This window comes from Paenibacillus lautus, from assembly GCF_050482385.1.
Lineage (GTDB): Bacteria > Bacillota > Bacilli > Paenibacillales > Paenibacillaceae > Paenibacillus_AQ > Paenibacillus_AQ lautus_B.
This window is the reverse complement of the sequence record NZ_JBCNHV010000003.1, coordinates 80435-94376: the sequence shown is the minus strand read 5'-3', so window position 1 is coordinate 94376 and position 13942 is coordinate 80435. Positions and strand designations below refer to the sequence as shown.

The window sequence follows — 13942 nt, the reverse complement described above, 5'->3', positions numbered from 1 at the left end:
TCATATTCCCTCCCGATTTGAGGACGTTGGCACATAGGCAAGCGAAATGATCAGCAACAAAATAAATCCGCTAAATCCACTCAAAATATTGCTTGCCATTAATAGAAATAGAACTGCGCTGATGGCTGCAAAGGAAAGCGGGGAATAGACCTTTTCGGTCCTGCTCGACTTATAGAGATACACAAAGAGATAAACCAATAAAATAACCACCGCTAACCCCAATGGCAACCCAAAAGTATAAAATATGTTCAAGTACCCGTTATCAAACGCCACCAGCGTGTCTGAATTTTGGGTTAATTTCGCTCCAAGTCCCGAGCTCCCGAGCCCCATTCCAACGGGATTAGCCATAACTGCCGAGAATATATGGGTGGAAAAAAGGAGCCGCTCATTAAATGAGTGATCATCTTCCAGGGAACCAAATGTATCAATCCGGGAAGTCACTTGACTTGAACCCGGCAGAACAGGCAGTAAAAACTGGTAAGCGAGCACAATGACGATCCCCAGCATAAGCAGTTGCATTTTGCTCTTTAGATGGGAACGAATAAAGTAGGCAACAACCATAACTGCATAAGCAATCCAACCTACACGAACCAGCGTCAGGAGGAGAGCGAAAGCTACGATCAAGATTCCAACTACTCCGAACGCTCTCCATCTCTTTTGAACCGTCATGACGGCAAGCGCCAGAGAGAGAAACACACCCGCTGGCCCAGGTGAATTCAACAATGAAAACACGCGAAATTTTTGAGGTTCTGGAAGGCCTATTGATTTCATCTCCGAGCTGATCATCCAAAATTTATCCCAGGGAGGAAGAGCCAAGTATTGATAAATCCCATATGCGGCAACGATAACGGCAAGATACCCCAAGCTTCTAAGCCATTTATCTCGGACATCCTGATCGAAGCGGCATACATTGACGTAAGCCAGAACCAAGAATGGAACAACATAATTCAATAAATCAAAAACGGATGAAAATCCATATTTTAGGAATCCAACGCCAAATCCATAAATCAGGGCAACACCCATGATTTTCAGGAGTAGCCCAATTCTTCTTTCCAATTGCTTGATATTCTTGATAATCGGGATTAACATAACTAGGCTTATGCAATAGGGAATTAGCGAGATAATGGAGGTGTTGGTGTAGGACTGAAATGACCAATCGAGCAATCGCCTCATTTCCGGGCTCATAACCCACATCAAGAGCGAGTATGGCACCAATGCATGGGGGCGTTTAAAGTAAATGTGCAGCGCCATCATCACACTAAGAAAAAGCAGCGTAAATTCTAGGAGCCTTATATGGAGCGATCCGATTGAGCCAACAATTCCAACCATGGCTCCAAGAACAATGACACACGCCAGCACTAAGAGGCGATAAAGCAATCGTCCCATAGCGGTTCGCGTACCACTTATTCCAAAGATTCTCTCCATGTTCTCCAACCATCCCATCTGCCTTTAAAGGCCAACCTTACTTTTTTCAACGCCATGTTTTTTTGAAGGGGTAATAGTCGTATGCATTGGAAGACACCAGGTGTAGCTTTGCTCCCTACAGTAACCACCCAAAATAAATATAGCGCCCGGTTGATCATGCCCACATGCTTTAACACCGAATAAGTTTCATTATGTACCGCATTTATAAAGGCGGTTTCATTAAAGTTGTTCCGCTGATCCTCATCAAATCGTTCAGCCGGAAAATGATCAACACATACTTGAGGATCATATATCAATTTCCAGCCCTTCTTCTTAACAGCCAAGCTAAACTCTAGCTCGTTATGGACTTGAGCACCTGTTCCCTTCAATTTCTCGTCAAACCTCAAGCCTTGAATAGCCTCTCTTCGAAAACTCATATTGGCGCCTTTCAGAATATCAACTTCCCGTACCTCTCCTATGCCTATGTGATGATTTCCGATGATTCGCCCGTAAGGTTTGATAATGCCTACCTGTCTTTTCCCGGCCGGAATAGGGGTACCCCGGAAATGCACGACGTCCCTACCCCCAACACCTCCTATATCAGGTTTCGACAGATAATGATGTTCCAGCTTTTCAAGCCAATCGGCATGGGGAACCGTGTCGTCATCAGTTAATACCACTATCGTGCCAGTGCTTTGCCGAGTTCCGGCATTCAATGCAGCAATCACACCGGTTTGTTCAATGAGCACCATTTTGACGTTCTTAATATTCATCAAGGAAAGATGATGCAATGTCTGATGATCCGTATTTCTTATAATAAGAATGATTTCGTCAGGGTACCTCGTCTGCCGCTGAATTCCTTCCAGGCATTTATGAAGAGCTTCTACCCGTTTATAAGTCGGAATGATGATGCTAATCGTTATGTTCATTCTCAAGACACTCCATCATTTTAATAGGCCGAATTCGGAAATATCATAACTTTTACTGTTCGGAACATGACCTTCACATCCAGCCAAATTCCTCGGCGTTCGATATATTCCAAATCCAAAGCCAGCATTTCATGAAAACTTAAGTTATTTCGTCCACTTACCTGCCACAAGCCCGTACAACCGGGGCTTACCTTCAATCGCAGCTTATCGTAGCTGCTGTACTGCATTACTTCTCTAGGCAATGCTGGCCTTGGACCTACCAGTGACATCTCCCCGCGAACGACATTCCATAGCTGCGGCAACTCGTCGATACTCGTCTTGCGAATAAACTTCCCAATTTTTGTAATCCGGGGATCTTCCCTCATCTTAAACATGGCACCATTAATTTCATTCCGTTCAAGCAGTTTATCAAGCAATTCCTCTGCGTTGGACACCATGGAGCGAAACTTGTACATTCGAAACGGCCTTTCGTTTTTTCCGACACGAGTTTGATAAAAAAAAACAGACCCCTTTGGGTCCTCGAGCTTTATAAGTATAGATATGATTAGAAAGAGTGGCGATAGCAAAACAAGTCCAAAAAGCGCGAAAACAAAGTCCATCCCTCTCTTAACCGTCAGATACAGAATTTTGGATTTTTGATCTTCCACAGCATATTGTGCATATTTCGAAGACCCTTCTAAAACAGCGTCTGCTTCGTTCCGTTGCGGACTGGGGTACATCTTTCGTTCACCTCATTAGTGGTTTATTTTGCTCAAGTGCTCTCTCAAGAATCGTCTCCATACCTTGAAGCAGCGGTTTGCGAAGCTCATCATTTTGCAGCGCAAAGTCAAGGGTAGTCATTATAAAACCAAGCTTTTCACCCACATCATACCGCGTCCCTTCAAAATCGTAAGCATATACGCCCTGGGTCTCGTTCAGTCTTTGTATCGCATCTGTCAGCTGAATTTCTCCACCGGCTCCTTCCTCTTGATTCTCTAGAAACCCAAAAATTTCAGGAGTTAATATGTATCTTCCCATAATTGCCAGACGAGATGGCGCTTGGCCAGTTGGTGGTTTCTCGACAAAATAATCCACTTGATATAATCGGTCCATTCTCTCCAGAGGTGCGACGATACCGTAACGATGCGTCTGTTCGTGAGGAACGATTTGCACCCCAATTACGGATTTCTGCATCTGTTCAAACTGCTGTGCCAACTGTTGAATGCAAGGTGTTTGGGATTGCACAATATCATCCCCAAGTAGCACGGCGAACGGCTCATTGCCAATGAAATTGCGGGCGCACCATACGGCATGCCCAAGTCCGCGAGCTTCTTTCTGGCGTATGTAGTGAATATCAACATTAGAGGATCGACGTACTTCGTCAAGTAAATCGAATTTACCCTTACTGAACAAATTATGCTCAAGCTCGAAGGCATGGTCAAAATGGTCTTCAATGGCCCGTTTGCCTTTGCCCGTCACAATGATAATGTCCTCGATCCCTGATGCTACCGCTTCCTCGACAATGTACTGAATGGTGGGCTTATCCACAATCGGGAGCATTTCTTTCGGCATTGCCTTCGTTGCAGGCAAGAACCGCGTACCCAACCCTGCTGCAGGGATAATTGCTTTTTTCACTTTCTTCATCATTCATTCACTCTCCAACTCTATTTATAATATGGTTACCAATCCCTGAAACAGTGACTTTTTAGCAGAAGGACTTAGCTATGCCCTCTTCGGTTTGAAAAGGACATAACTAATACTTCTAATAAGGGCATTCAACCCGTCCTCACGTCACACCCTCGACAATGATGTCTAAGGTCTCCTGGGAGACCCACAGCGTGACCGAGTGTCTACAGTGATATAGGTGCAGTAGACATTACCTTCTGATTCTGGTTTGACAGCCTTTCTATGTTGGAGCGAGCAGCCCATTATTCAAAGCCTAGATGACCCGATTTAGAACAATACCGAGCATCCGGGCGTTTACATGATCCAGTTGTTCCTTCGCCTTTTTGAGATGGTCTTTTTTCACCTTTCCAGCAGCAGCTACCATAATGACACCATCACACAATGAACCTACAATCACGCTGTCGGACACCGAAAGCACGGAGGGCGTATCCACGAGAATGACATCATATTGATCCTTCAATTGACTCAATAACTCCCGCATACCCGAAGAATCAATTAATTCTGATGGATTAGCAGGAACTGGGCCCGAAGGGAGAAGAGATAAATGATCAATCGTTGTCTCCTGTATGGCATCCTGAATACTAACGTGACCCGTCAGTAGTGTACTCAAACCTTGATGATTCAATTGAGAGAAAACACGGTGTAATGAGGGTTTACGCATATCCGCATCAATCAAGAGCACCTTCTTGCCTTCCTGCGCGTAGGTAACAGCCAAATTGCTTATTGTTGTGGTTTTACCTTCTCCGGGCTGGGATGATGTAACCATAACCGTCTTTAATTCCTGATCTTTGGAGAAAAACGGGATTTTCGTTCGAAGGAGGCGATATACTTCCGAAACCTGCGATTTCGGGTTATGGGACACAACAAGACTTATGTCATTGATTGAGCGTCGCATATTGATTCTCACCTACCTTTTGTTTTTGAGCGGCTTTCACTCTCGCGGATTTCCGCAGGTCACCTTTGCTAACCTTACCTACCACTGCAAGTACCGGAACATTCATAATCTCCACAATTTCAGCTTCTGTCTCGAGCGTATCGTCAAGATAATCCAAAAGAAATACAAATCCGATCGCCAGTATGAGCGAAACGACAAAACTGATCAGCATGTTCATGAATGGGTTGAAATTGATCGGGGCGGGGGTAACAGTTACATCTGCCTCGCTTAATATCGTGATATTATCCACATTCATGATGTTCGGAATTTGCTCCTTGAACACGGTTGAGACACCATTAACAACCTTCGCTGCCTTGGTATAGGAAGTATCCTGATATACCAGGTTCATGACTTGCGAATTGTTGGCGGAGGTAACGGAAATCTTCGCTGCCAACTGGGCAGGACTCTCTCCCAATTCCGGATACTTCTCAACCACCTTGTTCATAACGGCGGACGACTTGATAATCTCCTTATAAGAATTAATTAGGAATATACTGGTCTGGATGGTACTTGCATTCAGGGTAGCTGCTCCATCTCCTGACGATTGGTTAACAATAAGCTTAGCGTTTGCTGCATAGATGGGTGTCGTAAAATAGAAACTTTTAACACCTGCAACTGCCATTGCGATAATGACAATAACCGCGATTAACCACCATTTCTTCTGAACAATTCGAAAATACTGTTTAAGTTCCATGCCGTCGCTGCCCCCTGTTAATTCTGAATTTATTTATTGCTTGTATTGGAATCCTTTCGGGTAAGATGACATCCTTGTCTTCAAGCTTGATTGCAACAATTCGTATACAATTTATATTCCATAATTTACGATACACTTTGTATCATGTCAAGGTTAATTTTCATGTGTTTTCAGGAACAAAGACACATATTGTATCGACAAAAAGACGAACATTTCATTGTTAGCGCTTACTATTTATTAAGATTCCATGGTTTCAACCTTGAAGGCAGCTGTCATCTCCTCCAATAAAAACAGCTCGTTGATAAGGCTATCAACGAGCTGTTCCCTGGGGGCATTGCTATGAAGTAGGGCCTGACATCATGCTTGCGTAATTTGCAAACTGCCATTGGCAATCGAGAGACGGTACCTGCCATTAGTTACGGAATCTGTTAAAATGATGCCTTTTCCGGATCCAGCGATTTCAAGTGAATCGGTTATATAGCTATGAGGATACGGAGAATAGGAACCGATATGATCCCAATTTACCATAACTCCTGCAATATAAGTCTCGCCCGATTTCGGAATAAACCCTATGCTGAAATCATGCAGCAATCCTGTTTTACTTGCCATTTCCCTCCCCCGATGATGTTTCCAACTCTTCGTCCTCCATGTCACGGCATCGTTAAAAATATACTCTGCGTTCTGAGCTGAAATGCGTCCGATCGACTTATATTGGGAACCACTTTCATATTCCGTTTCCAATATGAAATATTGCATTGCAAGGTTTCTGTTCGCGTCCCCCTGGTAGGGTAAGACCGAAGCATTGAATTTAATTCTTACGCTTGGAGAATGCACTCCATCAGGCGTTACCTTCAAAATGACAGGCTGGTTACCAATCACCTGTTTCATCTCATTCGAAATAGGAACCGGTATCTGATCTACCGTGACAAGACTGAGAGAGCCGCCGTTTGACACCGTCCAATTAGAGAGCATTTCCGGATTCAAAAGCAAATTCGGCGCTGAAACCGGCATAAGCGCTCGATGCTCTCTTTCTTCCATACGTGCTCGTAAGTCAACTGTTTTATAAAGAGGAGTTACTTTCCTTCGGATAACCGTATCCGTGATGACCAAACCACACAGATCAGACTCCTTGTCACCCGTCAATGTATCGATATACGCCGAGCCGATAGCTCCGGGAGCAGAGGATTTTCTTAATGCTCCAAGATCATCATTGAATGTGACAGGAGCCGTAATCGTCCCGAACCAAGCCGCATACTGCTGCTTCTCGCCGGGCACTTTCAGTTCATCCGGTAACGGAAACTCCCAGTTTCCCAAGTTTCCGGAATACGTCGGCACCGACCAGGAGAACCCAAAGCCAAACATCCGCAAATTAGAGGTTGCGGATTTCGTCAGCAATTTGATAGCGGCTTCTCCACATTGTTCAAACTGAGCGCTGATGTAGATCCCGCTTAATCCTCGGACCGAGGAGGCCTGATTGTACTCATCAAGTCCGCTGTCAATGCATTGATAGATGGCATAAGGAGAGAAACCAAGATGCGTCCGGTGCAAGTGGGCATCAAAACCACCGCGATGACCTGCATTTAACAAGGTGCCAAGCATGATTCCACAGAACGCACCAGATACTCCTCCACCTTGATAAAAATAATCTCCGGAATTAATTCGACAGTACACACCTATTAATCCGTTCCAGGTGCAATCGTACGAATAAACATGGCCATTTGCGCTGTTAAGCAGCTGACCGACTTTTACACCCGAGGTTCTGACATTTCTGAAAATAGGTGTTGCTTTACCTGCCACTTCTATTGCAGCGGTTCCCACAGCAAACATGCTATAGCTGCTTTGGTCAAATCGATCTTTATTCACCCAGGCCGCAAGGTTTCTGGAGTTGTAATCGGCAGTACCGGTAACCGCAAAATCCTCAAAAACGGCCTTGTCGCCGGAACTGCGTATTCTAATGCAAGGAAGCAGATCTGTTGACATGTCTATCGGATCCCAAATGATTCTAGTTCCCATTTCCCCACTATCCACATAAGGAGCGATGCCGAATATCCCTCGACTGTTATTCTCTATGGTTTGCCTAATTCGATAGGTACCAGCCGGGACAAACATCTTATACCGCTTTTCGCACACACTCATTGCTGCCTGAAAAGCCGCGGTATCATCAGCTTCCCCGTCTCCGACTGCTCCAAACCACTTAACGTTGATTCCATGACTCTTCATTTCCTCATCCAACATAATAAAATTGGAACTTAGCTCTTCAGGAAGTATCGGATCTGTAGGTGACCATGCATTCATCTTTATATAATTCGTTTGCTGTTTCGCCATACTGATCTCCTCCTTGCTAACTAGTGGCAATAACTATTCCCTAAACGCTTAGCAATGATGCCACTTAAGACAGTAACCTTACCCCTTTATCAAAGCGGGCCGTTATTAATCTTGAAATAAATCTACAGCTGCTATAATATACAACCTTAGTTAGATACATTATGTATCAAATGTCCTTCCTGTTCCTACAATTTATAAGAATAGTACCCAATATTGAAGCGCTTTTATGAAAAGAGGCTCTCCTATGCGCATCGTTCTCGTAGTAATCTGGGCTCTTGCCCTGTTTATCTTCACTTGCTCCGTTAACTTCAATCTGCTGATCCAATATCATATTATTGATTTCCAGCTTAATCCCAATCCCGATTGGTCGGAATTGTTAAAGCTTGATTTCCAATGGGCTAGCCACGACTGGATTTTGCGGAAAATAGGTCATTTCATCGGTTTCTTTATTCTTACTCTGCTCGCTTCGAATTTCGGTAAATATAAGTCGGCTTTTTATTTGTGTATCATCTACGCCGCCTTAACGGAAATCCTCCAGCTCTTCTTCTTCCGGGGTGGCCGGATCTATGATGTGATTAACGACGCCCTCGGTGTTCTCCTGGCTTATTTTTGCTGTCTCATCCTGTTCCGTAAAAGCTCCAGGCAGAAACGAAACGTTAATCTTGTTATTTCAACCCATTCCAATCATCCAAAACACGAAGAAAAAAAACATTGATACGTATTGTATCATGTTATATAATGACTACGATACAATAGGTATCAAGTAGTGATTGTTCTGGTCCAATTGGAGGAAATTCAAATGAGTGCTATTGCCGGTATTTATCGTTTTAATGGGGAAGCGGTCCAGTCGGAACACGGCGGACTTATCATGGAGGCTTTGAGGCAATATCCGGCCAACCAAAGCAGGTTATGGAACATGAATCACATCATGTTGGGTTGTCATGCACAGTGGATTATGGAGCAATCCGTCCAGGAATGTTTACCTTACTACGATTCGAACCGGGGGCTTGCCATAACGGCTGACGCCATTATCGACAATCGCGATGAATTAATGGATCAATTGCAAGTTCCGCATCACTCGAGGCAACATATGACAGACAGTGAAGTTCTGCTCCTCGCTTATGAGAAATGGTCCGAACGAATGCCGGAACGGTTGGTCGGGGACTTTGCTTTCATCATTTGGGACGAGAGAAAGCAGCTCCTTTTCGGAGCTAGGGACTTCTCAGGCGCAAGGACGCTCTATTACCATCATAATGAGCAGCAGATCTGCTTCTGTACGGCCATCAATCCTTTATTTTCATTACCTTTCATACATAAAGAGATCAATGAAACATGGTTGGCTGAGTTTCTGGCGATCCATGGCGTTTTTGAACCACCAGACGTATCCACTACGATTTACAACAATATCCTTCAGCTACCGCCATCTCATAAAATCATCATTAAGAATGATAACGTATCGGTTACCCGATACCATAGCCTCTCGGATGTCATTCCTTTGCAATTAGCATCATCAGAAGAGTATGAAGAGGCTTTCCGGGAAGTATTCAACAAAGCCGTAACCGCACGGCTTCGGCGAACGAATCGAAATGTCGGAGCTCACCTTAGCGGAGGATTGGATTCAGGTTCGGTGGTTAGTTTTGCGGCCAGAGCGTTAGAGCATGAAAACCGCTCGCTACATACCTTCAGTTACGTGCCAGAAACCGGATTTGTGGATTGGACGCCGAAGCACAGACTTGCAGACGAGAGACCTCTCATTAAGCAAACAGTACAATTCGTGGGGAACATTAACGCACAATATTTGGACTTCTCCGGAAGAAGTGCTTTCACGGAAATCGATGATTGGCTTGACATCCTGGAGTCTCCATATAAGTTTTTTGATAATTCGTTTTGGCTTAGGGGCATTTTCGAGCATGCAGAACAACGAGATATCGGGATTCTGCTTAATGGAGCCAGAGGAAATTACAGCATCTCTTGGGGACCTGCGATCGAATATTTCACCAAACTTCTGAAGAACCTCAAGTGGCTTCAGCTAACGCAGGAAATTAAACGATATAGCAGGAACGTCGGAGTGGGTCGCAGACGGCTATATTCCATTGTCGGTCGTAAAGCTATCCCGGTATTGAAACAGCGAAGCTCTTCAATCGCTTCCGGCGATTTCCCACAATTAATCAATTCCGACTACGCCAAACGAGTGGGTATTGATGAGAAACTCCATGACCTTACGTTTACGGGAATCGGCTCGACAGACGATCTGCCTGACGACCCCTTGGAAGCGAGAAGAGTGCATTTCGAAAGAGTCAACATGTGGAGCGCAACCGGTACAAGTAATTGTAAACTTTCTCTTCGTTACTCTTTATGGAGCCATGATCCCTCGAATGATCTAAGGGTTATCCGTTTCTGTTTATCAACTCCCATGGAACAATTCGTTCAGAAAGGGATGGACCGTGCTTTAATTCGTCGTTCTACGAAAGGCTGGCTCCCTGATTCCATCCGTCTCAACCATCGAACAAGAGGGATTCAAGCAGCAGATTCAATCCACCGAATGCGAAGTGACTGGCCTGTGTTTTTAGCAGAACTGGACCGTGTGTACCACGATTCCCGAATGCAGCAGATCATCAACATGCCTGTCATACACGATGCCTTAGCAGAAGCCCGCCAAGGGATCAGCCCGAATCAAGCCTACAATCCCTCCATTAAACTGCTTATGCGCAGCGTAATTTTGTATCGATTCCTACAAAAAAATTTCTGAAAGGAGGTGAATCTATATGAAAAAGGAATGGAGCGTACCTGCTTTGGAGGTTCTTGACATCAAAATGACCATGGCTGGTCCTGGTAGTGCGATTCCGGATGCAGTGCAACCGGATCCGGATGAAATGGTTCACACCAGCTAACATATAAAGTCATCATGTTCTGATAAAAAGAGCCCCTATACGCCTGATTGGGTATATGGGCTATCTTTTTTATTCGCATATTAATCATTGGAGTGAGGACCATGCTTCAAACGTTAAAGCCAACCGCTTATAAGGCCTTCGGGTTTTCCATCTACAGCGACATTCCCCTGCCTGAGTTACAGCCCGTCGTCCTCCCGGATGCTTTCGCCGATATTGTCATCCGTTATGCTGATCTGACCGAAAGATGGCTTGGAAGACCTGATACGTCAAATAAAACATTCATATGCACCGAAGATATGGTCATGTTCAGAGTACCTGAACTCGCTGTTTTTGCAATAGAGGGCGGGACGACCATTTCTGTCTCCCCTGAGAAGGGCGCCGCAGAGGATAAAATCCGGCTGTACGTGCTTGGATCTTGCATGGGTGCCCTTTTACTGCAGCATAAAATACTCCCCCTGCACGGCAGCGCGGTAGTCATTGACGACAAAGCTTATGCTTTCATCGGCCACTCCGGACACGGGAAGTCGACGCTGGCCTCAGCCTTTCTGCAGAAAGGCTACCAATTGGTAACGGATGACGTCATCGCTGTGACGCTGGATCAGCAAAATACTCCTTATGTAACGCCAGCTTACCCTCAACAAAAGCTTTGGCAGGAAAGCCTTGAAGTTTTTGGAATGGACTCCCGTCATTTCCGGCCTTTGTTCGACCGTGAAACCAAATACGCCATCCCCGTCTCATCCCAATTCTCCAATAAGCCCCTGCCGCTGGCTGGTATCTTTGAGCTCGTTAAAACGGATTGCCGTCAACTGCATATACGTGCGGTTGATAAATTAGAAAAGCTGCCGCTGTTGCATCGTCATACCTATCGAAACCAACTTCTATCCGGCAGCGGATTAACGAAGTGGCATTTTGACATCACAGCGCGCATATCCGGCAGTATGGCTATGTACCAGATTCAGCGTCCATTAAACGAACATACCGTGCATCAGCTAACGGCCCTGGTCTTAGATGCCATTCGCGAATGAAATGAACTTCATGGGTCGTTTATCGCCGCAATTACATATGCCCCCTCTATTAAACATCCCCAAACGACAGGTTTGGGGATGTTTTCACGATTCCAGCTCAGCCTCGACAAGCTAAAGTCTTTGTCTCCGTCAAACCCTTTTTTCACTGTTCCTGCTTACGCCCAATTACCACCTAATACTAATTAGGCCTATAATGAGAATTAACACTTCCAAGTTTACGCGCTGAATTGAATTGTAAAAAGGAGCCCCTTATGAATCCCTCTGAAATTAAACGAATAACCGATATTCTCCCTTGTCTCTCCACGGTTTCACATCATGATTGGCATCACGCTGAGCTCGTCTCCGTAGGCCCCTCTACTCCGCATAGGATTCAAGAAGGCCATATGCTGCAGCATGCGATGTTCATGGTGAAGGGAAGCGTCCGAATTCATAGGATTAGTGAGCAAGGAAGAGAAATCACCTTATATCGAGTCCAAGGCGGGCAAAGCTGCGTGCTCATGATGGCAAGTATTCTGGGAGATTGCGAATATGAAGCCACGGCTTCAATTGAAGTTGAAAGCGAGGTTTTGCTTATTCCGGTAGGCGTATTTAAAGAATGGATGGATCATTACAAACCTCTTAGACAATTTATCTATCAGCAATTTATGCAGAGAATAACGGCTGTCACGAACCTTCTCGAGGACATTGCATTTAAACCGATGAACTATCGACTTGCCCATTTTTTATATACAAATACGAATGACGATCTAACAGCATTGAAGATCACGCATGAGCAGTTAGCCGTAGAGCTAGGAACAGCCCGTGAAGTCATTAGCCGCATGCTGAAGGACTTTCAAAACCAAGGAATCCTGTCGCTATCCAGAGGGAATATCCGTCTCACCGACCGATTGGCTCTGGAAGAGATCATCCAGCAATACTTATCGTGACTTAGTCACGGAAAAGGAATCGATATCCCGCTAAGATGGAGTTACTCCAATGATGCGGAGGTATGATATGAAAAATGTCGGTGGTATCGACCGGTTATTCCGTTTTATTCTGAGCTTCCCTCTCCTGTTTGTTCTTTTTTATCTAGATAGTAACTGGAGGTATGTCGGTCTGATCGGACTTGTCTTATTGTTTAATACCTTGACTCGAATCTGCTTCATCAACCGTATATTCGGGATCAATTCCTGCCAGATTAAGAGAGGGACAGGTGAGAGACCGCTATGACCCATTATTACAACTCATCCAATTTAAAGAGAATTCCCGAACTCATGCAGCTTGCCCCCGAGGCTTCCGCCTCTTTTCTTGCCTTTGAAAAGGACGTCTACCATACACTCAATCACATCCCGTTAAAAACTAAAGAACTGATTGCCGTGGCCATTGCCCATGTTACAGGTTGCCCTTATTGCATCGACGTTCATGTGAAGAAATTCAAACAATTAGGCGGTACACGAGAAGAAATTCTTGAAGCTGTATTCGTAGCAACGACTACTCGCGCAGGTGCCATCCTTAGTCACGCGACCCATGCATTAGTTGCATACGACACCACCACAACTTCCCAAGACGACGCGGAGCAAAATGAACCTCCGGATCAACCAGAGTGTTTTTGTTAGCGCTGTTCCTGACGGCTGGACATATTCATGGTATGCTGCTGCTTCAGAAACATGAAGAAGACACTGCCCACAGGTCAGTGTCTTTTACTCTATTGGAAATCTTATAATCTGTCTCATTTAAATGTTCATATAAAAGAAGCCGCTCTTTGAGCGTGTTTAGGGTATGGAAACGAGGGGAGTCGCTCCCCTGTCCGAAGACAGCTAAGGGAGTGCATGAGATAATCACACTTTAAGCATCCAGCGGAAGGCTTTCAATGGCTGTGAAAAATATGTCCAGCAGCTCTTTGTCAAACGTTTGTTTTACATAATCCGATATTCGCGCTAGCTCTTCCTCGCCGTTATATTCCAGGCATGCACGCCCTTCACACCATAATACCGTACAATGAAATCGTTGAATCACATGCTCAATTACATAGTCCTGTTCCACACATTCACGGATGGCTGCTGCCAAACGTCTCACACCCTTTCATCTCTTTAAGT

The 13942-nt window shown here is 44.9% G+C and carries 15 protein-coding genes; 7 read left to right on the top strand and 8 right to left on the bottom strand.

What is annotated here, in order from left to right; all coding sequences use genetic code 11:
• The 7 genes from ABEW73_RS05930 to ABEW73_RS05900 form a co-directional block, all read right to left on the bottom strand.
• The gene (locus ABEW73_RS05930) at positions 1-1425 is read right to left on the bottom strand and encodes an O-antigen ligase family protein (protein WP_430162421.1); all 1425 of its coding nucleotides are present in this window, start codon (positions 1423-1425) and stop codon (positions 1-3) included.
• A complete protein-coding gene (locus ABEW73_RS05925; RefSeq protein WP_430162419.1) occupies positions 1404-2333 on the bottom strand; it encodes a glycosyltransferase family 2 protein in 930 nt (309 codons plus the stop codon). Before ABEW73_RS05925 ends, ABEW73_RS05930 begins: the two co-directional genes overlap by 22 nt.
• Before the next feature lie 20 nt (positions 2334-2353).
• The gene (locus ABEW73_RS05920; RefSeq protein ID WP_430162417.1) at positions 2354-3052 is read right to left on the bottom strand and encodes a sugar transferase; all 699 of its coding nucleotides are present in this window, start codon (positions 3050-3052) and stop codon (positions 2354-2356) included.
• Positions 3053-3059: 7 nt separating this feature from the next.
• The gene (gene galU / locus ABEW73_RS05915) at positions 3060-3956 is read right to left on the bottom strand and encodes a UTP--glucose-1-phosphate uridylyltransferase GalU (protein ID WP_430163029.1); all 897 of its coding nucleotides are present in this window, start codon (positions 3954-3956) and stop codon (positions 3060-3062) included.
• A 295-nt stretch (positions 3957-4251) separates the two neighbouring features.
• On the bottom strand, positions 4252-4893 hold the full coding sequence (locus ABEW73_RS05910) for a CpsD/CapB family tyrosine-protein kinase (protein ID WP_215162814.1): 642 nt from the start codon (positions 4891-4893) through the stop codon (positions 4252-4254).
• Positions 4874-5626, bottom strand: a complete 753-nt coding sequence (locus ABEW73_RS05905) for a YveK family protein (protein WP_215162813.1) — start codon at positions 5624-5626, stop codon at positions 4874-4876. The genes ABEW73_RS05910 and ABEW73_RS05905 overlap by 20 nt, the downstream gene beginning before the upstream one ends.
• Before the next feature lie 357 nt (positions 5627-5983).
• Complete coding sequence (locus tag ABEW73_RS05900) at positions 5984-7951, bottom strand: glycosyl hydrolase family 28-related protein (RefSeq protein ID WP_430162414.1); 1968 nt, start codon at positions 7949-7951, stop codon at positions 5984-5986.
• A 244-nt stretch (positions 7952-8195) separates the two neighbouring features.
• Between ABEW73_RS05900 and ABEW73_RS05895 the strand changes: the two genes are divergently transcribed.
• The 7 genes from ABEW73_RS05895 (at position 8196) to ABEW73_RS05865 (ending at position 13462) form a co-directional block, all read left to right on the top strand.
• Entirely contained in the window at positions 8196-8666 is a 471-nt protein-coding gene (locus tag ABEW73_RS05895) for a VanZ family protein (protein ID WP_430162412.1), read from the top strand.
• Positions 8667-8750: 84 nt separating this feature from the next.
• A complete protein-coding gene (locus tag ABEW73_RS05890; RefSeq protein WP_430162410.1) occupies positions 8751-10700 on the top strand; it encodes an asparagine synthase-related protein in 1950 nt (649 codons plus the stop codon).
• Between the two features lie 16 nt (positions 10701-10716).
• Complete coding sequence (locus ABEW73_RS05885) at positions 10717-10842, top strand: paeninodin family lasso peptide (protein WP_114149298.1); 126 nt, start codon at positions 10717-10719, stop codon at positions 10840-10842.
• Between the two features lie 101 nt (positions 10843-10943).
• Positions 10944-11867: an aldolase gene (locus ABEW73_RS05880; protein WP_430162407.1), complete on the top strand. Its 924-nt coding sequence runs from the start codon at positions 10944-10946 to the stop codon at positions 11865-11867.
• A 251-nt stretch (positions 11868-12118) separates the two neighbouring features.
• Positions 12119-12793 (top strand): Crp/Fnr family transcriptional regulator, encoded by a 675-nt coding sequence (locus ABEW73_RS05875; protein ID WP_430162405.1) that lies wholly within the window; start codon positions 12119-12121, stop codon positions 12791-12793.
• A 49-nt stretch (positions 12794-12842) separates the two neighbouring features.
• A complete protein-coding gene (locus ABEW73_RS05870) occupies positions 12843-13076 on the top strand; it encodes a YgaP family membrane protein (protein ID WP_430162403.1) in 234 nt (77 codons plus the stop codon).
• Positions 13073-13462 carry a carboxymuconolactone decarboxylase family protein gene (locus ABEW73_RS05865; protein WP_430162401.1) on the top strand — a complete coding sequence of 130 codons (390 nt, stop codon included), beginning with the start codon at positions 13073-13075 and terminating at the stop codon, positions 13460-13462. The genes ABEW73_RS05870 and ABEW73_RS05865 overlap by 4 nt, the downstream gene beginning before the upstream one ends.
• Before the next feature lie 229 nt (positions 13463-13691).
• Here the strand turns inward: ABEW73_RS05865 and ABEW73_RS05860 are convergent, their stop codons facing one another.
• Positions 13692-13922 (bottom strand): hypothetical protein, encoded by a 231-nt coding sequence (locus ABEW73_RS05860; RefSeq protein WP_430162399.1) that lies wholly within the window; start codon positions 13920-13922, stop codon positions 13692-13694.
• Positions 13923-13942 lie beyond the last annotated feature (20 nt).

Excerpts from the sequence above, each read along its gene's own strand:
- ABEW73_RS05930 (WP_430162421.1), bottom strand. The coding sequence starts at position 1,425 with ATGGAGAGAATCTTTGGAATAAGTGGTACGCGAACCGCTATGGGACGA.
- ABEW73_RS05925 (WP_430162419.1), bottom strand. The coding sequence starts at position 2,333 with ATGAACATAACGATTAGCATCATCATTCCGACTTATAAACGGGTAGAA.
- ABEW73_RS05920 (WP_430162417.1), bottom strand. The coding sequence starts at position 3,052 with ATGTACCCCAGTCCGCAACGGAACGAAGCAGACGCTGTTTTAGAAGGG.
- galU (WP_430163029.1), bottom strand. The coding sequence starts at position 3,956 with ATGAAGAAAGTGAAAAAAGCAATTATCCCTGCAGCAGGGTTGGGTACG.
- ABEW73_RS05910 (WP_215162814.1), bottom strand. The coding sequence starts at position 4,893 with ATGCGACGCTCAATCAATGACATAAGTCTTGTTGTGTCCCATAACCCG.
- ABEW73_RS05905 (WP_215162813.1), bottom strand. The coding sequence starts at position 5,626 with ATGGAACTTAAACAGTATTTTCGAATTGTTCAGAAGAAATGGTGGTTA.
- ABEW73_RS05900 (WP_430162414.1), bottom strand. The coding sequence starts at position 7,951 with ATGGCGAAACAGCAAACGAATTATATAAAGATGAATGCATGGTCACCT.
- ABEW73_RS05895 (WP_430162412.1), top strand. The coding sequence starts at position 8,196 with ATGCGCATCGTTCTCGTAGTAATCTGGGCTCTTGCCCTGTTTATCTTC.
- ABEW73_RS05890 (WP_430162410.1), top strand. The coding sequence starts at position 8,751 with ATGAGTGCTATTGCCGGTATTTATCGTTTTAATGGGGAAGCGGTCCAG.
- ABEW73_RS05885 (WP_114149298.1), top strand. The coding sequence starts at position 10,717 with ATGAAAAAGGAATGGAGCGTACCTGCTTTGGAGGTTCTTGACATCAAA.
- ABEW73_RS05880 (WP_430162407.1), top strand. The coding sequence starts at position 10,944 with ATGCTTCAAACGTTAAAGCCAACCGCTTATAAGGCCTTCGGGTTTTCC.
- ABEW73_RS05875 (WP_430162405.1), top strand. The coding sequence starts at position 12,119 with ATGAATCCCTCTGAAATTAAACGAATAACCGATATTCTCCCTTGTCTC.
- ABEW73_RS05870 (WP_430162403.1), top strand. The coding sequence starts at position 12,843 with ATGATGCGGAGGTATGATATGAAAAATGTCGGTGGTATCGACCGGTTA.
- ABEW73_RS05865 (WP_430162401.1), top strand. The coding sequence starts at position 13,073 with ATGACCCATTATTACAACTCATCCAATTTAAAGAGAATTCCCGAACTC.